The 20,024-nt window shown below is 67.7% G+C and carries 14 protein-coding genes and 1 pseudogene; 10 read left to right on the top strand and 5 right to left on the bottom strand.

Going from position 1 to position 20,024, the window contains the following annotated elements:
• The coding region (gene infB / locus HMPREF0975_RS00630; protein ID WP_009232146.1) for a translation initiation factor IF-2 at positions 1 to 1,890 on the top strand (1,890 nt) is incomplete at its 5' end.
• Between the two features lie 98 nt (positions 1,891 to 1,988).
• Here the strand turns inward: infB and HMPREF0975_RS00625 are convergent.
• Positions 1,989 to 3,560 carry a molybdopterin-dependent oxidoreductase gene (locus tag HMPREF0975_RS00625; RefSeq protein ID WP_009232145.1) on the bottom strand — a complete coding sequence of 524 codons (1,572 nt, stop codon included), beginning with the start codon at positions 3,558 to 3,560 and terminating at the stop codon, positions 1,989 to 1,991.
• Between the two features lie 362 nt (positions 3,561 to 3,922).
• Here HMPREF0975_RS00625 and HMPREF0975_RS00620 point away from each other — a divergent pair, with 362 nt between their 5' ends.
• Genes HMPREF0975_RS00620 through HMPREF0975_RS00610 form a run of 3 tightly spaced genes read left to right on the top strand, consistent with a single transcriptional unit; the run spans position 3,923 to position 8,039 of the window.
• The gene (locus tag HMPREF0975_RS00620; protein ID WP_009232144.1) at positions 3,923 to 6,265 is read left to right on the top strand and encodes a nitric-oxide reductase large subunit; all 2,343 of its coding nucleotides are present in this window, start codon (positions 3,923 to 3,925) and stop codon (positions 6,263 to 6,265) included.
• Positions 6,265 to 7,194: a hypothetical protein gene (locus tag HMPREF0975_RS00615; protein ID WP_009232143.1), complete on the top strand. Its 930-nt coding sequence runs from the start codon at positions 6,265 to 6,267 to the stop codon at positions 7,192 to 7,194. The genes HMPREF0975_RS00620 and HMPREF0975_RS00615 overlap by 1 nt, the downstream gene beginning before the upstream one ends.
• Before the next feature lie 50 nt (positions 7,195 to 7,244).
• Complete coding sequence (locus HMPREF0975_RS00610) at positions 7,245 to 8,039, top strand: slipin family protein (protein WP_009232142.1); 795 nt, start codon at positions 7,245 to 7,247, stop codon at positions 8,037 to 8,039.
• Here the strand turns inward: HMPREF0975_RS00610 and rarD are convergent.
• The gene (gene rarD, locus HMPREF0975_RS00605) at positions 7,993 to 9,003 is read right to left on the bottom strand and encodes an EamA family transporter RarD (protein WP_009232141.1); all 1,011 of its coding nucleotides are present in this window, start codon (positions 9,001 to 9,003) and stop codon (positions 7,993 to 7,995) included. The two genes, HMPREF0975_RS00610 and rarD, sit on opposite strands and share 47 nt — an antisense overlap.
• A gap of 200 nt (positions 9,004 to 9,203) precedes the next feature.
• On the opposite strand from rarD, the gene rbfA reads away from it, so the two are divergent.
• From rbfA to HMPREF0975_RS00590, 3 genes are all read left to right on the top strand, one after another.
• Positions 9,204 to 9,698 carry a 30S ribosome-binding factor RbfA gene (gene rbfA, locus HMPREF0975_RS00600; RefSeq protein ID WP_009232140.1) on the top strand — a complete coding sequence of 165 codons (495 nt, stop codon included), beginning with the start codon at positions 9,204 to 9,206 and terminating at the stop codon, positions 9,696 to 9,698.
• 44 nt (positions 9,699 to 9,742) lie between these two features.
• Positions 9,743 to 10,828 carry a tRNA pseudouridine(55) synthase TruB gene (truB, locus tag HMPREF0975_RS00595; protein ID WP_049939329.1) on the top strand — a complete coding sequence of 362 codons (1,086 nt, stop codon included), beginning with the start codon at positions 9,743 to 9,745 and terminating at the stop codon, positions 10,826 to 10,828.
• Between the two features lie 77 nt (positions 10,829 to 10,905).
• The gene (locus HMPREF0975_RS00590; RefSeq protein ID WP_009232138.1) at positions 10,906 to 11,208 is read left to right on the top strand and encodes a hypothetical protein; all 303 of its coding nucleotides are present in this window, start codon (positions 10,906 to 10,908) and stop codon (positions 11,206 to 11,208) included.
• A 10-nt stretch (positions 11,209 to 11,218) separates the two neighbouring features.
• Here the strand turns inward: HMPREF0975_RS00590 and HMPREF0975_RS00585 are convergent, their stop codons facing one another.
• The gene (locus HMPREF0975_RS00585; RefSeq protein ID WP_009232137.1) at positions 11,219 to 12,025 is read right to left on the bottom strand and encodes an ABC transporter ATP-binding protein; all 807 of its coding nucleotides are present in this window, start codon (positions 12,023 to 12,025) and stop codon (positions 11,219 to 11,221) included.
• A 9-nt stretch (positions 12,026 to 12,034) separates the two neighbouring features.
• Complete coding sequence (locus tag HMPREF0975_RS00580) at positions 12,035 to 14,371, bottom strand: ABC transporter permease (RefSeq protein ID WP_009232136.1); 2,337 nt, start codon at positions 14,369 to 14,371, stop codon at positions 12,035 to 12,037.
• Positions 14,372 to 14,662: 291 nt separating this feature from the next.
• Between HMPREF0975_RS00580 and HMPREF0975_RS00575 the strand changes: the two are divergent.
• Together HMPREF0975_RS00575 and rpsO are read left to right on the top strand one after the other, a co-directional pair.
• Positions 14,663 to 15,687: pseudogene (locus tag HMPREF0975_RS00575) on the top strand (bifunctional riboflavin kinase/FAD synthetase).
• Positions 15,688 to 15,917: 230 nt separating this feature from the next.
• Positions 15,918 to 16,187: a 30S ribosomal protein S15 gene (rpsO, locus tag HMPREF0975_RS00570; protein ID WP_009232134.1), complete on the top strand. Its 270-nt coding sequence runs from the start codon at positions 15,918 to 15,920 to the stop codon at positions 16,185 to 16,187.
• A gap of 89 nt (positions 16,188 to 16,276) precedes the next feature.
• Here the strand turns inward: rpsO and fucO are convergent, their stop codons facing one another.
• Positions 16,277 to 17,428, bottom strand: a complete 1,152-nt coding sequence (gene fucO, locus HMPREF0975_RS00565; RefSeq protein ID WP_009232133.1) for a lactaldehyde reductase — start codon at positions 17,426 to 17,428, stop codon at positions 16,277 to 16,279.
• Positions 17,429 to 17,833: 405 nt separating this feature from the next.
• Here fucO and HMPREF0975_RS00560 point away from each other — a divergent pair.
• On the top strand, positions 17,834 to 20,024 hold a 2,191-nt coding region (locus tag HMPREF0975_RS00560), incomplete at its 3' end, for a polyribonucleotide nucleotidyltransferase (RefSeq protein WP_009232132.1).

Raw genomic sequence — 20,024 nt, 5'->3', positions numbered from 1 at the left:
GCTCCGCGGGGACGCAAGTCCAAGCGGGCAAAGCGCCAGGAATTCGAGCAGCAGAGCGCGCCGTCGATCGGCGGCGTGGTCGTTCCCCGTGGTGACGGCTCCACTCCGGTGCGCGTGCGGCAGGGGGCGACGCTGACGGACCTGGCCGAGAAGATCAACGCCAACCCCGCGGCCCTGGTGACCGTCCTATTCCACCTCGGTGAGATGGCCACGGCCACCCAGTCCCTCGACGAGGACACCTTCGCCCTCCTGGGCGCCGAGCTGGGCTACAACGTCCAGATCGTCTCTCCCGAGGACGAGGACCGCGAGCTGCTGGAATCCTTCGATATCGACCTCGAGCCCGACGAGGACGATGCCAACCTCGTCCCACGGCCCCCGGTGGTGACGGTCATGGGTCACGTCGACCACGGTAAGACCAAGCTGCTGGACGCGATCCGCTCCACCGACGTCGTCGCCGGCGAGGCCGGGGGCATCACCCAGTCCATCGGCGCCTATCAGGTGCGCGTCAACCTGAACGATGAGAAGCGTCCGATCACCTTCATCGACACCCCCGGTCACGAGGCCTTCACAGCCATGCGCGCCCGCGGTGCCGAGGTGACCGACATCGCCATCCTCGTCGTGGCCGCCGACGACGGCGTCATGCCCCAGACCGTCGAGGCCCTCAACCACGCCCAGGCGGCCAACGTGCCGATCGTCGTGGCGGTCAACAAGATTGACAAGGAGGGCGCAAACCCGGACAAGATCCGCGGACAGCTCACCGAGTACGGCCTGGTTCCCGAAGAGTATGGCGGCGACACCATGTTTGTGGACATCTCCGCCAAGCAGCGACTTCACATCGACGAGCTCCTCGAGGCGGTCCTGCTCACCGCGGATGCCGCCCTGGACCTGCGGGCCAACCCGGACATCGATGCCCGCGGCGTCACCATCGAGGCCAAGCTCGACAAGGGCCGTGGCGCTGTGAGCACCATCCTGGTCGAGCGCGGCACGCTGCGGGTCGGGGACCCGATCGTGGCCGGAAGCGCCTATGGGCGCGTGCGCGCCATGTTCAACGAGCACGGGGAGAACCTCACCGAGGCCGGACCCGCCCGTCCGGCCCTGGTCCTGGGGCTCACGAACGTGCCCAGCGCTGGCGACTCCTTCATCGTCGCCCCCGACGACCGCACGGCCCGACAGATCGCCGACAAGCGCGAGGCCGCCGAGCGCGCCGCTCTGCTGGCCAAGCGTCGTAAGCGCGTGTCCCTGGAGAACCTCACCGACGTCCTCAAGGAGGGCAAGGTCGACACCCTCAACCTCATCCTCAAGGGCGACAGCTCGGGTGCGGTCGAGGCCCTGGAGGACTCCCTGCTCAAGATCGACGTCGGCGATGAGGTTGCCCTGCGCGTCATCCACCGTGGTGTCGGGGCCATCACGCAGAACGACGTCAACCTGGCCACCGTGGACTCCGCTGTCATTATCGGCTTCAACGTCCGGCCCGCCGAGCGCGTCTCGGAGATCGCCGACCGCGAGGGCGTCGATATGAAGTTCTACTCGGTCATCTACAACGCGATCGAGGACGTCGAGGCGGCTATGAAGGGCATGCTCAAGCCCATCTACGAGGAGGTCGACCTCGGCGCCGCCGAGATCAGGCAGATCTTCCGCTCCTCGAAGTTCGGCTCCATCGCCGGCTCTATCGTCCGATCGGGCATCATCAAGCGCGGCGCCAAGGCCCGTCTGGTGCGCGACGGCGTCGTCATCAACGGCGATCTGTCCATCGAGACGCTGCGCCGCGAGAAGGACGACGTCACCGAGGTCCGCGAGGGCTACGAGTGCGGTATCAACCTGGGCTTCAAGGACATCACCGAGGGCGATGTCATCGAGACCTGGGAGACGCGCGAGAAGCCGCGCGACTGAAGTACTGCCGCGTCAAGCAACGTGCGGACGGCCACCCGCCTCGGGGTGGCCGTCCGCCGTCATTGTGGGGCCTGAATCGATCAGGTGTTGTGAGATCGTCAGATGCGCGCGTTGACGTCCTGGTACCCGGAGTCCTCGCGGGTCCCGCCCATGCCGTCACCGACCTCGCTGTAGTGACGGATCAACGTCACCGACCGGACCCACTTGATCATCTTGTATCCGTGGCTCGTTTCGCAGCGCAGGCGCAGCGGGGCGCCGAACATACCTGAGAGCGGCTCGTCATTGCGGGCCCAGGCCAGGATCGTGTCATCCTCAAGGGCCATGTCCAGAGAGAGGCACGTGTAGTACGGCTCGACCGGGCGCCCGTCGTGCATGTGCTGGGCCATGCCGAAGGACTCGAACATCACCCATCCGGCCTCGGGGTCGACCTGGCCGACCTGCTCGAGCAGATCCCGTACCCGGATCCCCGTCCACTTGGCAATACCCGTCCAGCCCTGCATACAAGTGTGCATGGTGATCTGGGACTGGCTGGCGATCGCCTTGAGCTCATCGAGGGAGAAGGACGCCGGCGCCGAGACCATGCCCCCCACCTCGAGCCGGAAGTCGGCGAAGTCGTTCGCCGCCAGCTCCTGGTACTCCGGGGACTCCTCCCGTGAAGGGGTGCGGGTGTTGACCCAGTGGAACTTGGAGATGTCCTTCTCCGTCCACGGCCTCTTGGCCGCCTGCTGCGAGTTGAAGCGGTCCACCGTGACGCGGCGGATCCCCCGCGTGGCGTCCCACAGGATCCGCTGGCTGCGGCGCGTGTCCGTCAACGTCCAGTAGGACATAACGATCCACAGTGCCACAACGACGATGATCGTCGCGATCACGGTGGCGTAGGCCTGACCCACACGGCTGGGGTCGTAGTAGCCGAAGACGATGTGGGTGAGGTTGTGGGGAGCATGCACGATGAACACCAGGCCCACGTGGACAATGGCGAAGCCCAGGTAGGTGAACATGCCGATCAGGTGCAAGGAGCGGGCGGCCTGGCGGCCACCGAACATCTTGGCGTACCAGGGGAAGCGCCCGACGACGGCCGGAGACATGACCGGGCCCGTCACGATCATCAGCGGGGCGGCGATGAAGACGATGAAGAAGTACCCCAGCTGCTGAAGGCCGTCGTAGGGGGTGAAGTCGCACAGGGACGGGGTGCGCAGGTGCGCGTAGGTCAGTAATGAGTCCCAGGCGTCGGGGAGGATCCGCCAGGTGGTCGGAACCAGACGCTGCCACGCACCGGTGCCCACGAGGAAGGCGACATACACGACGCCGTTGAGCAGCCAGAAGCTCGTGGCTACTCCGTGCCAGGCACGCCCTAACCCGATCTTGGCCCGGCCGGGCAGGGAGATGAGTGGGGAGAGGTCGCGCTGGTCGTCCCGAGCGGTGAAGGCGCCCTCCTCAAGGGGCACCTTGTCCTTGGTGAACCGGATCCACTCGGAGCCAGGCTCGCACTGGTCCTTGAAGTAGAAGCGCGGATGCGAGGCGATGATCTCGATACCGGAGCGGATGAGGACGCCCATGAGGAGAAAGTTGATGAAGTGGGTGACGCGCAGCCACAGCGGAAAGGTCTCAGTGTCGACGCACTGCTGGGCGACATCGTTGGCGGTCTGTACGGCTAGGGGCAAAAAGGACATCATCGTGCCTTACGAACGGGATGAAACACTTGCCGTGTGAATAATTGTACTGCCGATCCTCGGTTCTATACAGGACTTTGCGACAGTAGATCGGGATTAACTCTTCGGCGTGAGAGTTTGTATTAAGGGTGCCTTACCTAAATAGCGAAGTGAATTGTTGTTAAAATAGCCAACGATCCGCTTGTCGACCGATTCTACGTGTTGAATATACATGGTGTAGATCTGATGAAATGGGGCCGATCGGTCGGTGGGTTGATGGAGTAGTCCCGGATTGCTCCGTAAGTGGACGGTGTGGTGCTTGTACGGTGGCTGCCAGACGCGGAAGACGTCCGCCGTCTCCTGAGATACACGGAGGTACTCTCATGTCATCCGCTGCCACGGTTGAGGGGGCGACCTCCCGACGCGCTCGCCTCATTGGCAAGGGGTGGATCCAGGGCGTCGCCCTGGTCATGCTCTTCGGATTCACCGTCATGGGCCTGCTGGCCTATCGTACCTACACCAACTCCATGCCTCAGCCGGAGAGGGTTGTCACCGAGAGCGGCGAGACCCTCTTCACGACGCAGGACATCACCGAGGGGCAGAAGCTCTTCCAGGCCAGAGGCCTCATGGAGTACGGCTCCATCCTGGGGCACGGCGGCTACCTTGGCCCCGACTTCACCGCCGAGTACCTCCGCATGGAGGCCACGAGCGTTAAGGAACAGCTCGCCTCCCAGGGCGTCGACGACCCGGCCGCCGCCACCAAGGAGATGCTGCGGACCAACCGCTACGATCCCTCCACGGGAACCCTCGTGTGGACCGATGAGCAAGTCAAGGCCTACAACGACGCCGTTGGCCACTACACCAAGATGTTCGGGCCCGACGCCCACAGCCATGGTCTCAAGCCGGATCTCATCACCGATCCCGCTCAGGTCAAGCAGGTGACGGCCTTCTTCGGTTGGACCGCCTGGGGCTCGTCTGCGCAGCGCCCGGGTCACGACTACTCATACACAAACAACTGGCCCCCGGAGTCCCTGGTCGGTAACGCGCCCACCGGAGACCTCATGATCTGGTCGGTCCTGTCGCTGATCGTCCTCATCGGCGGAACCGGGGTCATGTTCGCCATCTACGGCCGCTGGAGCCAGAAGATCGGCTGGCACTCGGAGGAGGCCCCGGCCCTGTCCTTCCGGCAACCCGAGGAGATCGGGTTGACCAAGTCGCAGAGGGTGGTGGCCTGGTACGTGTTCACCATCGCCGCCCTGTTCCTCGTCCAGACGCTCCTGGGCGCCCTGGCCGAGCACTACCGGGCCGACGTGCTGTCCTTCTTCGGCTTCGACCTGGGCCGACTCCTGCCCTTCTCTCTGGCTCGCACCTGGCACGTCCAGCTCTCATTGTTCTGGACCGCCATCGGGCTGCTCGCGGCCGGCCTGTTCCTGACGCCGTTCATCGCCAGGCGCGAGCCGAGGAAGCAGCACGTCCTGGTGTGGGCCCTGTTCATCGCGGCCACGGTCGTCGTCGTGCTCTCCTGCCTGGCCGAGGGGGCTAGCCAGCACGGTCTGAGCTGGGCCAAGGGGCCGCTGTTCTCCCAGCAGTGGGAGTACCTCGACCTGCCCTTCGTCTTCCAGGTCCTGCTCACCCTGGCCCTGTTCGTCTGGGTGTTCATCATCTGGCGCGCCATGCGCCAGCGCCTGAGCAACGAGCACGTAGCCAACATGCCCTGGCTGTTCATGTTCGCCGCTCTGGCGATCCCGGCCTTCTACGCAGTGGGAATGATGGCCCGCACCGGAACCCATGTCACCGTCGCCGAGTTCTGGCGCTTCTGGGTCGTGCACCTGTGGGTAGAGGACTTCCTCGAGCTGTTCACCACCGTCATGGTCGCCTACGTGTTCGTCCTCCTGGGCGTCGTCCGGGAGAGGATCGCACTGGGCATCATTTTCATGGACATCATCCTGTACTCCGCCGGAGGCGTCATCGGCACCATGCACCATCTCTACTTCTCCGGGACACCGGTAGAGCACATGGCTCTGGGGGCCTTCTTCTCGGCCGCCGAAGTGATCCCCCTGACCTTCCTGACGGTGGAGGCCTGGGCCTTCATGCAGCTCGGTGCCAACCGCCACGGCAAGGAGGCGGGGCCCTTCCCGCACCGCTGGGCCGTCATGTTCCTCATGGCCGTCGGCTTCTGGAACTTCCTGGGCGCCGGCGTCTTCGGTTTCCTGGTCAATCTGCCCATCGTGTCCTACTACGAGATTGGGACTGCACTGACGGCCAACCACGCCCACGCCTCCATGATGGGGGTCTACGGCTTCATGGCGCTGGCACTAGGAATGTTCGCCCTGCGCTACCTGGTGCCGGCGGACAAGTGGCCCGAGAAGCTCGCAAGAACCTCCTTCTGGAGCCTCAACATCGGCCTGGCCTGGATGTGCTTCGCCACCCTGCTGCCGCTGGGCATCCTCCAGCTGCGCTACTCGGTGGGCACGGGCTACTTCGAGGCCCGCCAGCTCACCTACGTCACCAACTCGGTCAACACGATCATCGAGTGGGGACGAATGCCCGGAGATCTCATCTTCATCATCGGCGGAGTCCTGCCCTACCTCTACATCGCCTTCCTGGGACTGAGGAACTGGCGTCGTGGACGGACGGTGGACGCCTTCACTGAGAACGCCCTCTACGAGGAGATCAAGGGCGGGCGCAAGGCCTGGCGCGGTGAGCGCGCGGAGCTGAACGACTGATGGGCTCACCCGATCTGAGCGTATGGCTCATCTCCGCCTACGCGCTCATCATGCTGGCCGCTGCGTGGGTCGTGGACATCCTCGGCTCACGCAGTGCCCGGCACTCGATGTCCTGGCGCCACTCGGACTTCGTCTACCACGACGATGTCGACGGCTGGAGATGCCACGAGGACCAGTGGCTGTGGCCCACCGCCTTCGACCCGGACAAGCGCGTCATCCGCTACGAGGGCGCCCACGCGATCTGCGGGCGCTGCCCGTCCAAGGACACCTGCTCACCCACTCCCGGCCCGCGGGAGATCACCCGGCCCGTCGACCCGTGGCCCTATTCCGACGCCGGACGCTTCCATCGCGGTGTGGGCCTGGTCATCGCCTGCGTCGGCGTCTTCGTCCCGCTGCTGCTCATGGCGGCCTTTCACGCCATCGGCGACCTCATCGTCCTGGGCACAACGGCCGTTGTCATCATTGTCACCGGAGTCCTGCCGCTGGCCCGCCACCTGTGGAACACTCCCGACAACGCACCGGCACACCTGCCCCACGTCGGCTCCCAGGAGAACCGCGAGGACGAGGAGGCCCGTCGTTCGGCGAGCATCGCCTCAACCGGGCCGGTACCGGTGACAATCGGTTCGCGCCCCTCGGGCTACCGTTCGGTGCGCGAGGCGGCCGAGGCGATCGCCGCCGCTCAGGCGCGTGCAGCGGCGTCAGGGCGGACCGTGCGTGTCTCCTTCGTCGCCGAGTCTGATGGTGCCGGGAAGGCGGACGGCGGGACTGTCACCCCCGCAGAGCCCGAGCTGCGCCGTGTCACCGCTCTGCGCACACGCAGGCGAGTCCCGATCTCAGGCGCCGAACTCGGCTCGGACAGTGTCCGTGGCGGGGCCCGGCGCTCGTGGTCCTCGGCGTGGAACGAGGCCACCGACTCCAGGGCCAGATGATCCGGACCCAGCCCTGCCCCGTTTCGACCCACCTTCCTGAAGGACCCTCCATGACTACTCCCGCCGCCGCCATCGTGGCGCTCACCGTCCTCGTGCTGCTCGCCCTGGTGCTCTCGCTCAAGATCATCACCCAGTACGAGCGGGGCATTGTCTTCAGACTGGGGCGCCTGCGGCCCGTCTACGATCCCGGCCTGCACCTGGTCGTCCCCTTCCTCGAGCGCCTGGTAAGGGTTGACACCCGAGTGGTCACCCTGACCATCCCTCCCCAGGAGGTCATCACGGAGGACAACGTGCCGGCGCGTGTCAACGCCGTTGTCCTGTTCAATGTCACCGACCCGGTCAAAGCCGTCATGGCAGTGGAGAACTACGCGATCGCCACCTCCCAGATCGCCCAGACCACACTGAGATCCGTCCTCGGGCGGGTCGACCTGGACACCGTGCTCGCCCACCGCAGCGCCCTGAACGCCGACCTGCGCGACATCATCGAGAAGCTCACCGAGCCCTGGGGCGTGGAGGTCAGCGTCGTCGAGATCAAGGACGTCGAGATCCCCGAGCAGATGCAGCGGGCCATGGCCCGTGGGGCCGAGGCCGAGCGCGAGCGCCGCGCCAAGATCATCAATGCCCGCGGTGAGCTCCAGGCTTCCGAGGAGCTGCGCCAGGCGGCGGACACGCTCTCGAAGTCACCGGCTTCCCTCCAGTTGCGCTACCTGCAGACCCTCTTGGAGCTCGGCGCCGACCAGAACTCCACGGTCGTCTTCCCCCTCCCGATGGACATCATCGGTCCGCTTCTGGAGCGTTTCAGGGCCGAGGCCGGTCTGCCGGGCGCAGACGAGGACGGCGAATGAGCTGGTGCACGGCGTCGCCGATGAAGACCGCGACCGCCGCCCACACCAGCACCATGGCCGCCCAACGGGCCGTCGGGATCTGCTCGTGGAAGACGACCCAGGCCAGGAGGAACTGGATGGTCGGGGCGATGTACTGCCCCATCCCCACAACCGACAACGGCACGCGCCGTGTTCCGGCGGCGAAGAGCAGCAGGGGCACGGCCGTCACGGGCCCTGCCACGCCGAGCAGCGCCATGATCTGCCAGCCCTGGCCGGGGGCCTGCCAGGCCGACTGCCCCTGCCAGGCCAGGTGGCTCAGATAGACCAGGGCGATAGGCGTCACGACGGCGCTCTCCACCGTCAGTCCGGTCAGGGCGTCCACCTCGGGCCCGATCCGTTTCTTGACCAGCCCGTACAGGGCGAAGGAGAAGGCCAGGGCCAGGGAGATCCACGGCAGCGAGCCCTGGAGCACCACCAGGAGTACCACGGCGGTACTCGCCAGCGCGATCGAGACCCGGTGGACGGGGCGCAGCCGCTCGCGCAGGACCAGCGAAGCCAGGGCGACCGTCACCAGCGGGTTGATGAAGTAACCCAGGGCGGCGTCGGCCGTGCGCGCGGTGTTGACGCCGTAGACGTAGACGAGCCAGTTGACCGAGACCAGCAGGCCCGAGACGACCAGCGCTCCGAGCAGTCGGGGCGTGCGGCAGACGCGGGCCAGACTCGCCCAACGGCGGCGCGCGGCGATGAGCACCAGACAAGTGCCCAGGGTCCACACGATCCGATGACCGATGATCTCCACACTGCCGGCCGCGGACAACAGGTGGAAGTAGAGGGGGAAGACGCCCCACAGGGTGTAGCAGCCGATGACCAGGGCCATCCCGGCCCCGTCGAGCCCCACCGATGCCGGCTCCCGGACTGCTGCGGGAGCACCTGGAGCGCTGGTGGGTTCGGGATCCGAGGATGGTGCGGTGGGGGAGGAGGTCATTGTGATCTGTTCCTGATCCGTTCGCGCTCGGGGGATGGCGACGATGTCTGCGCCATCGCTCCGCGTAGCATAGTGAAGTGCACTGGACAGCCTCGGAAGGGCTCGCTCTTCTGCGGGCGAGGACGGTGCGCCGATCGGTCACGATCGCTCAGTCCGGGACCTCGCAGACCCGGCGCCCCCGCACGTGAAGGAGCTCCGCCATGGCCGACGCCGCCCGCGCCCGCAAGGTCGCCGACCGCATTCATGAGACCGTCGCCCGCCTCCTGCAGGGGCGCATCAAGGACCCGCGCCTGGGCTTCGTCACCATCACCGATGTCCGCGTCACCGGTGACCTGCAGCAGGCCACCATCTTCTACACCGTCTACGGCAGCGACGAGGAGCGCGAGGAGACGGCCAGGGCTCTGCGCTCGGCCAAGGGCCTCATCCGCTCCGAGGTGGGCAAGGCATTGGGAATCCGCCTCACCCCGTCCCTGACCTTCCAGCTCGACGCCCTGCCCACGACCGCCAAGACCCTCGAGGACGCCCTGGCCCAGGCCCGCGTGCGCGACGCCCAGATCGCCAAGGCCGCCGAGGGTGCCACCTATGCGGGCGAGGCCGACCCCTACCGCCACGACGACGAAGATACGACCGAGGCCGACGAGGATGACGAGCAGACGACCGTTCAGGAGCCCGCCCTGGGCGCCGAGGGCCTGTGAGCGTGCCCGAACGCTCTGAGCCGGCAGGGGATGGCAACCGGGACATGCGCCGGCGCCGCCCCGATGTCGCCCGCGGCGCTGCCACGGCTGCTGACGGAGTCCTCCTAGTGGACAAGCCCCGGGGACTGACCAGCCACGACGTCGTCGGCGTGACTCGGCGCCTGGCCGCCACTCGCAAGGTGGGCCACGCCGGCACCCTCGACCCCATGGCCACCGGTCTGCTGGTCCTGGGCATCGGGCGCGCCACCCGCTTCCTCACCTACCTGGTGGGAGCGGACAAGACCTACGAGTCCACCATCCGCCTCGGGATGGAGACCACCACCGAGGATGCCGAGGGCCAGGTCATCGCCGCTCGCGGTTGCCGGATCGACGACCTGATCGAAGGCCGCCTGCAGGAGGCGCTGGCGAGTCTAACCGGGCGGATCCAACAGGTGCCCAGTGCCATCTCGGCCATCAAGGTCAACGGTGTGCGCGCCTACAAGCGGGTCCGTGACGGCCAGGACGTCGAGCTGGAGGCCAGGCCCGTCACCATCCATGAGCTGCGGCTGACCGGAGAGCCCCGCCAGGCTGGTGTCGACCTCCCCGGCGCCGCGGCAGGAGATGCCTCAGCGGACGCCGAGGACGGAGTCGGGGGCGAGGTCCAGGTCGTGGATCTCGATGTCGTGGTCTCTTGCTCGTCGGGCACCTACGTGCGCGCCCTGGCCCGGGACCTGGGCCGGACCCTGGGGTGCGGCGCGCACCTGATCGCGCTGCGGCGCACCGGCGTCGGCCCCTTCGACGTCGGTCAGGCCCACACCCTGACGGCGCTGTCCGAGCAGGTCGAGACCGACGCCGCTACCCCCGATCCCCGTGGAGTCACCACAGTCCCCTTGGAGGAGGTGGCCCGGCGCTGCTTCGAGCGGCTGGACCTCACCGAGGCCGAGGCCCGTGGGCTGCGGTTCGGCCAGCCCCTCGACGTCGCGATCCTGGAGCGGGCCCAGTCGCCTGTGGGCAATACGGTTCCGGTTGCCTCCAAGGAGGCCCCGGGGCAGCGGGTCGTCGCCGGATTCGCCCCCGATGGGCGACTCGTGGCACTGTTGACGCCTCGAGGCTCGCGCGCCCGCCCGGTCCTGGTCCTCGACCCGGCCTGAGACGCGACAGATGGAGACCACCAGGTCCTCCGGCGCGAGCGGACACCCTATATGAGCGTTCCTTCCAAGGAGGCATGATGAGCCAGACCGGTGGATGCGGCTGCGGATGCGGCGGTCACGGCAAGCAGAGCGAGCAGGACGAGCGGGCGGCCGCTCCCGCGGTTGCCCAGCCCCTGGGCGAGGGCTATCGGCCGGAGCCCGTGCAGGCCTCCCCGGAGGCCGTGGACGCCGTCGCCATTGCCGCGGCGGTGACGACCGCGCTGGGCGGGGCCGCTCCGCAGGGCGTCACCCCCGGGCACAAGGCCGGCAACCCACTGGGTCTGCGCGACATCTCCGCCCCGGCCTCAACCGGTGGCGGCTGCGGCTGCGGCGGCCACTGAATCCGGCGCGTCACACGCTACGGCGTTGGAGGGCCTCGGTGACGGAGACCAGGCGCGCGGGAGCCTCCGTTTCCCGGTAACGTCCCAGGCGGAGATCTTCCTCGATCCGGCCGTCCACGAGCACCAGGACTCGGTCCGCCCTGGCCGCCACCTGGGCGTCATGGGTGACCATGACGAGGGTCGTCCCCGAGGCATGCACTTCGCCGAGTAGGTCGAGTATCTGCAGCGCGGTGGCTGAGTTGAGCGCGCCGGTGGGCTCGTCGGCGAAGACGATCCCGGGGTCGTTGATCAGCGCCCTGCAGATGCCTGCCCGCTGGAGCTGGCCGCCGGAGACCTCGGTGACGCCGCTGGCGGCTAGCTCGGCGATCCCCATGCGCTCCATGAGCTCCTTTCCGCGCGCCGTGACCTCAGGGCGCGGACGCAGACCCGCCAGGAACCCGGGCAGGACGATGTTGTCCAGCAGACACAGAGTCGTCATGAGATGAGCCTGCTGGAAGACGAAGCCGAAGCGCGTCAGCCGCAGTGCCGCCAGCTCCTTCTCGCTCAAGGTGGTCATTTCGGTGTCTCCCAGGAGCACCGAGCCGTCTGTGGGACGATCCATTCCACTCAGGCAGTGCAGGAGCGTTGACTTCCCGGAGCCGGAGGGCCCCATGATGGCGACGAACTGCCCTTGCTCGATGTCTAGATCAAGGTCCGTCAGGACCGGGGAGTCGTAGCTCTTGGACAGGCTACGGGCGCGAAGGGCGGGGCCCGCGGTCTCGGCCGGTTTCGCGCTCGCAGCGTTCGAGCGGGTGCTGGTCGGGTTCGAGGTGCTCATCGGTCTCTCTCATTCGCCGGTGGTCAAGGTCGTGGACGGGGACATGGTGCGCAGGCGCCTGAGGGCCAGGGAGACTGCGCCGATGACGGTGGCCAGTAGTGCGCCCGGCAGGACCAGTCCCACTAGCCACGGGTTGGGGAGAAGCTGAAGATCGGGTGCTCCGCGAGAGGACATGGCCGCTCCGATCGCGGAGCCTCCCAATGTGAAGGTGCCCAGGAGCCCCAGAGCGATACCGGTCAAGGCCAGGACGCCGAAACGAATGAGGTACTGGCGGGCGATGGCGCCCCTGGTGCAGCCCAGCGCCATGAGAACGCCCAGCTGAGGCCTCTCCCTCGACACGATCAGGACCGTGAACAGGACGGTGATGAGGAAGGACAGTCCCAGTGCGATGGCGCAGGCCATCATGGTGATGCGGTGAACCTGGGAGCCGGTGGCCCCGAAGAACTGGGAGGCGTACTCGCTCATGTCGATCGCCTGGACGCCCGGGTACTTCTCGTTCAGATCACGGGCGAAGGCGCTGGCTTGATCTGTGGAGTGGGCATCAGCGTAGATGATCTGCCACAGCGCGGGGGCACCGTCGTCGAAGGTGGCCTTGGCGGTCTTCCCGTTGTTGGTGATGTCCTGGTAGACGCCCGTGACCGTGAGTTCCTTGTCTCCGCCGGCGGTCTGCACGGTGACCGTGGATCCCTCCTTGGCTCCTGTGGCCTCGGCCTGGCTGTAGGACAGGGAGACCTCCTCGTCCGTGGTGGGACCGCGCCCGGAGATGTACTTCATGGGGAAGGCCTCATGGTTCCCGATATCGATGATCACCGGCTCCCAGCCGCCGCTGCTCGTAGACATCTTGTAGCTGCGGCGCAGCACTGTGGCATGCCGGATGATACGGGGGTCGGAGTCGACCTCCTTCTCCACGGTGGCCAGATCCTGGACCCCGGTGCGCACGTCGATGCGCAGATCCGCCTGGCCGACTCCCAGGTAGGTGGCGACCTGCGGATTACTCAGGGTGGTGGAGACGTTGGTTGGCAGCACCATGGTGAAGGTGCACAGCGCCAGGACGCCGAGCAGCAGCGCGTTGGAGGGGCGCAGCGCCTCACGCGCGCCGAGCCACACCTGGACCGGAAGACGGCGCACGCCACTGAGCCTCCACCGCTGGCGACGCGGGCGCAGGGAGGCGCTGGTGCCGCTGCGCAGGGCCTCGATCGCCGAGATTCGACCGATGCGTCGCAGGGACAGGCACGTGAAGCCGACGATGACCGCGGCCAGAACCAGCACCGCGAGAATGGGGATCCCCACGCTCCAGACGGTCCTGGGCGGCGTGCCCAGGTAGAGGGTCGTAGGGGCCTCCAGCTTTGTTGCCAGGGGCTGGCCCGCCGCGTAGCCAACGATCGCTCCCACCGCTGACAGGGCCAGGTACTTGAGCACGTAGAGGCGGCGTATCCGGCTGTGAGGCGCTCCGATGGCCTTGAGCACGGCGATTTGCGCCAAGTCCGATTCGATGGCCGCCAGCACTGTGTAGCGCAGCGCGAGTATGGCGACCACGGCCAGCACGATCGCCACCACGAGGGCCACGGCCACAATGAGCATGGTGTTCAGGGAGTTCATGAGTTGAATCATCGAGGAGCTGATGTTGACGCCGTTGCTGGGCAGGCCCGCTTCCTTATAGCTGTTGACGACGGTTCCGGGGCGGGCGCCGTCCGCCAGGTCGAACTCGAAGAGGTACTCGGGCTCGCTGATCTGCTGCTCCAGGGTGGAGAAGTCCTCGGGTGAGACCACCAGTCGTTTGGAGGGGATCATGGCGGCATTCATCTGCGCGTCCCGCGCGAAGCCCACCACTTTCAGTGTTGTCGTCCTGCCCTCGGCGGTGACGGTAACGGTATCGCCGATGTCGATGTTGGTGTCTTCGATCGCCCGGTAGTGGACCGGCAGAACCACCTCGCCCGGACCCGGGTCTACGGGGTTGCCGTGATCGTCGAGCAGCAGGTCGAATCGTTTGGGGGCGGTGACGAAGGCGGGCTCGGTGTAGGACTCGCTCTGGTTGTGGCCGTTAATCGTCAGCTCTTGGCGCGGTACTGGCAGGGTCTTGATCACCTGGTGGTCGGCGACGTCACTGCGAGCCTCAGCCCACTGGTCGACGGCCTGCAAGGTGTCGTCGTCGATCCGGCCGGTGTGCATCTGCACCAGGTCCGGCAGCTTGGCCTGGGTGGACAGCCGGCTCGTTGCGGCGAGGCTGTCCACGACCAGGGAAGTACCGGCCGACATCAGTGTGGCCGCTAGCGCGATGAGGGCGGTCAAGGTGGCGGCCACGACGGCGCCTCGCGCCAGGTCGGCCTTGAGCAGTCGCATCAGCATGGCATCGGCCTCCTTGAGGTCTTCGACTTCAGTCTTGCGTAGTCCTGGGAACGGATTCATGTACTAACCGACTGGCGGTCGGTATCGAGAATAGACCGACGGTCGAAAACCGTCAAGGCGTGTCGGAGACCTCGAGGTCGCGCCCGGCGGTACGGCCGTGGCAGGGTTGTCCCGCACGAGCGGCCGTCCCCGCCCTTTTGCGCCGCGGGGGTGGCAGGCGCAAGTGCGGCCAGGAATGCGTAACAGGGACGCGAGGCGCCCCGCGGGCACACGAGAGCAGGGATATCGACAGTGGAGGTCTGGTACGGCGCCGAGCAGGTGCCAGCGAGCCTGAGCGCGCCGGGCGGAGTGGGCGCCGTGGTCACCATGGGCATCTTCGACGGCGTCCACCGCGGACACCAGGCGGTCCTGGGACGCGTTGTCGAGCTGGCCGACGAGCTCGCCCGCGGCGGTGAACGGCCTCTGGCCGTGGCGGTCACCTTCGACCCGCATCCCCGCAGCGTCCACCGGCCGGAGGTGGACCTGCCCCTCATCACCTCCCTGACCGACCGCCTCGCCTCACTGAACGACCTCGGCCTCGACGCGGTCCTGGTCATCACCTACACCCTCGACTTCGCCGCCCAGAGTCCCCAGGACTTCGTGCGCACCTGGCTGGAGGGGCTGCTCGGAGCCCGCGCGGTCGTCGTCGGGGACGACGTGCGCTTCGGATGCCGCAACTCCGGGGATGCCGCCACTCTGGAGGAGATCGGGCGGGCCGACGGCTTCGCGGTGGAGATCGTCTCCAAGATCCGCTCGGAGGAGGGACGGCGCTGGTCGTCGACCTGGATCCGCCAGTGCCTCAAGGGCGGGAACATGGGCCAGGCGCGCCAAGTCCTGGGCCGCCCCCACCGCCTGCGCGGCGTCGTCGTGCGGGGCTGCGCCGCGGACGCGAGTTGGGTTTCCCCACCGCCAACCTGGAGGCCGCCACCGCCGGCGTCGTGCCGCCCGACGGCGTCTACGCCGGTTGGCTGGTGCGTGGAGGCGGCGCCGACGGAGGCGGGCAGCGGCTGCCCGCCGCCATCTCCATCGGAACCAACCCCACCTTCGACGACGTCCCCCGGCGAACGGTCGAGGCCCACGTCCTGGGGCGAGCCGACCTCAACCTCTACGGCGAGGAGATCGGGATCGAGCTCGTCGAGCGTCTGCGCCCCATGCTGGCCTTCGACGGACTGGACCCGCTCCTGGTCCAGATGCGCGCCGACATCGAGGACACCGCCCGGATCCTGGAGGTCCCGGTGCCCGAGCCGATCCGTCCCGAGGACGTCACCGCGCAGTAGCCGCTGCCGCCGCGCCGGAGGGCGCGGGGGAGCGCTCCGGCGCCGACGTGGGGAGCCGAGGGAGCGGCGTCCCAGCTCTGCCCTGGGATTGTGCCGGTTCGCACAAAGACCGGCGCGGTTGGTGGGCGGCGGCGCTGGTATGGTTAGCGGGCCGTCGATCGGCCACGGATACCCCATGCCCGGGAGAACCTGCCCCGGCGCTCCGTGCAACGAGACCCGAAGGAGTCCGCATGTCGGTTACCCCCGAGCGCAAGCAAGAGATTATCGCCGAGTACGCCACCCACGAGGGCGACACGGGCTCCCCGGAGGTCCAGGTCGCCATCCTCACCGAGCGCATCTCCAACCTCACCGAGCACTTCAAGGGCCACACCCACGACCACCACTCGCGTCGCGGCCTCTACCTGCTCATCGGTAAGCGCCGTCGCCTCCTGGACTACCTCATGAAGGAGGACATCGAGCGCTACCGCGCCCTCATCGCCCGCCTCGGCATCCGCCGCTGAGCGCGCTGACAGCCGCGAGCCGTGCGGCCCGGCTCCCTATGGACGGGAGCCGGGCCGCACGGCGTTTCCGGGGTGCTTCGCCCACGCTCTCAGAGCAGCGATGTGTAGAGCGCCTTGATGTCCTCACGGGTCACGGGACGCGGGTTGCCCGGCGTGCATACGTCGGCGAAGGCGTCATCGGTCAGGGCCTCGACGCCGTCGGCCTCCACTCCGACCTCGGAGATCCGTGTGGGGTTGCCCAGGTCCCGCGTCAGCTGGGCCACGGCCTCCACGGCGGCGGTGCGCGCCTCGTCGAGCGGCATCGTCCGGGCGCCGGCGACCCCGAAGGCCTCGGCGATGTCGCGGTACTTCTCCCCGGTGTGCTCGGCGTTGAAGGCCATGACCGGGGCCAGGAGGATCCCGTTGGCCACCCCGTGCGGGGCGTTGTAGCGCCCGCCCAGCGGGTGGGCCATGCCGTGGACCAGGCCGAGCCCGACGTTGGAGTAGGCCATGCCGTTGATGTAGGCCGCCAGCCCCATCTGCTCGACGGCGTCGGCGTCCCCGTTGGCCGCGGCGCGCAGGTTCGCCGCGATCATCTGGATCGAGCGCAGGCACAGAGCGTCGGAGAGCTCCCAGGCACCTGGCGTGATGTAGCCCTCGATGGCGTGGGTGAGGGCGTCCAGCCCGGTGGCGACCTTGAGTGAGCGGGGCATGCCGTCCATGAGGTCGGGGTCGACGATGGCCAGGACCGGGATGTCGTGGGGGTCGACGCACACGAACTTGCGCTGCTTGGAGGTGTCGGTGATGACGTAGTTGATGGTGGTCTCGCTGGCCGTGCCCGCGGTCGTGGGCACGCCGATGATCGGTACGCCCGGCCGGGTGGTGGGGGACAGGCCCTCCAGGCTCAGTACGTCCTCGAAGTCGGGGTTGGTGGCGATGACCGAGATCGCCTTGCACGTGTCCTGCGGGGAACCGCCTCCCAGGCCGATGAGCACATCGGCGCCCGAGGCCCGGAAGGCTGCCAGACCGGCCTGGACCTTCTCGATCGGCGGGTTGGGGACGACGTCGGAGAAGATCTCCCAGCCGATGCCGGCCTTATCGAGCAGGTCGGTGATGCGGGTCGCGGTGCCATTGTCGGCCAGGACCGGGTCGGTGACGATGAAAGCCCTGGTCAGGCCCCGGCGGGCGATCTCGGGGGCGATATGGGCGATGGCGCCCCTGCCGAAGTAGCCGGTCTGGTTGAAGATCATGCGGTAGGTCATCGTTGACGCTCCTGAAGAGAGACGAAGACAGAGATTCTTGTTCTGTCATTACCTTGTACTTTGCCACGCTGGAGCAGGTGCGATCCAGGATCGGCGGTCCTGCGCGTCTCATCTCACGTGGCGCCCGGTGGTGCTCATCGGCATCATGAGGTCGCGCACGATAGAATCTGCGCGGCTGAGCCCTCGGCGCGTTCCCGGCGTGAGAGCCGGTGAGGAGCACGAGGACCGCAGCCCTGCTTCCGGGAAGAGACCCGGAGAGCGGCCGGCCCCGTCGGTTTTCGGTGGTGGCCTCCGGAACCGCGCCCGCGCCGTCGGATCATGGTGATCCGAGCGTGGGACGACTCGGCTCCGTGGGCCTCGATCGAAGGCCACGGACCGGCACGACGATCGCGAGAAAGAGACTTCATGTTCATTGACGACCCCGAGGTCACCGCCGCCGAGGCAGTGATCGACAACGGCTCCTTCGGCAAGCGCGTGGTGCGCTTCGAGACGGGCCGCCTGGCCAAGCAGGCAGCTGGAAGCGCCATGGCCTACCTCGACGGCGAGACCGCCGTTCTGTCCGCCACCACCGTGGGCAAGCACCCCAAGGACCAGTTCGACTTCTTCCCCCTGACCGTGGACGTCGAGGAGCGCCAGTACGCGGCCGGTCGCATCCCCGGCTCCTTCTTCCGCCGCGAGGGCCGCGCCGGAACCGCCGCTATCCTGGCCTGCCGCCTCATCGACCGCCCGCTGCGTCCCTCCTTCGTCAAGGGCCTGCGCAACGAGGTCCAGGTCGTTGAGACCGTCCTGGCCATCCATCCCGACGACGACTACGACGTCCTGGCCATCAACGCCGCCTCCATGTCCACCCAGATCGCCGGCCTGCCCTTCTCCGGGCCCGTGGCCGGCACCCGCCTGGCCCTCATCGACGGGCACTGGGTGGCCTTCCCCCGCTACTCCGAGCAGCAGCGCGCCACCTTCCAGATGGTCGTGGCCGGCCGCGTCCTGGAGTCCGGCGACGTCGCCATCATGATGGTCGAGGCCGGCGCCACCGAGCACGCCTGGGAGCTCATCAACGCCGGTTCCGTGGCCCCCACCGAGGCTGTCGTCGCCGAGGGTCTGGAGGCCGCTAAGCCCCACATCAAGGCCCTGTGCGAGGCCCAGCTCGAGGTCGCCCAGCACGCCTCGAAGCCCACCGCCGAGTTCCCTCTCTACCTGGACTACTCCGACGAGCAGTACGACGCCGTCGAGAAGGCCGCCGAGGCCCACGGCCTGGCCGGGGCCATCGCCACCGAGGGCAAGCAGGCCCGCGACCTGGCCACCGACGCCGTGCGCGACGAGGTCCTGGCCGAGCTGGCCGAGTCCTTCCCCACCGAGGAGGACACCAAGGCCCTCAAGGCCGCCTTCCGCTCCGTGACCAAGAAGATCGTGCGCCATCGCACCCTCACCGAGGGCGTGCGCATGGACGGGCGCGGACTGAAGGACATCCGCACCCTGGCCGCCGAGGTCGAGGTCCTGCCCCGCGTGCACGGCTCGGCCATCTTCGAGCGCGGTGAGACCCAGATCCTGGGCGTGACGACCCTCAACATGCTGCGCATGGAGCAGCAGGTGGACGACCTCTCCCCGGTCACCCACAAGCGCTACATGCACAATTACAACTTCCCGCCCTTCTCCACCGGCGAGACCGGCCGCGTGGGCGCCCCCAAGCGCCGCGAGATCGGCCATGGCAACCTGGCCGAGCGGGCCCTCGTGCCCGTCCTGCCCACCCGCGAGGACTTCCCCTACGCGATCCGCCAGGTCTCCGAGGCCCTGGGCTCCAACGGCTCGACCTCCATGGGCTCGGTGTGCGCTTCCACGCTGTCGCTGCTCAACGCCGGTGTCCCGCTGCGCGCCCCCGTGGCCGGAATCGCCATGGGCCTCATGCACGAGGTCATCGACGGCGAGACCAAGTGGGCCACCCTCACCGACATCCTCGGCTCTGAGGACGCCTTCGGGGACATGGACTTCAAGGTCGCCGGAACCCGCGACTTCATCACTGCCCTCCAGTTGGACACCAAGCTGGACGGCCTGCCCTCCGAGGTCCTGGCCGGTGCGCTCGGCCAGGCCCGTGACGCCCGCCTGTTCATTCTCGACGTTCTGGCTCAGGCCATCGACGCTCCCGACGAGATGGCCCCCACCGCCCCGCGCGTCCTGGCCGTGCGCATCCCGGTGGACAAGATCGGCGAGGTCATCGGCCCCAAGGGCAAGATGATCAACCAGATCCAGGAGGACACCGGCGCCGACCTCACGGTCGAGGACGACGGCACCGTCTACATCGGCGCCTCCGACGGCCCCTCGGCCGAGGCCGCTCGCGACGCCGTCAACGCCATCGCCAACCCGCAGATGCCCGAGATCGGCGAGCGCTTCGTGGGCACCGTGGTCAAGACCACGACTTTCGGCGCCTTCGTGTCGCTGACCCCCGGCAAGGACGGCCTGCTCCACATCTCCCAGATCCGCCGGCTCGTGGGTGGCAAGCGCGTGGAGAACGTCGAGGACGTCCTGAATGTGGGTGACAAGGTCCAGGTCGAACTGGCCGAGATCGACCAGCGCGGCAAGCTGAGCCTGCACGCGGTCCTCA

It is taken from the genome of Actinomyces sp. oral taxon 849 str. F0330 (assembly GCF_000239715.1).
GTDB classification, from domain to species: Bacteria; Actinomycetota; Actinomycetes; order Actinomycetales; family Actinomycetaceae; genus Actinomyces; species Actinomyces johnsonii.
This window is presented reverse-complemented; position numbering and strand designations above follow the sequence as displayed.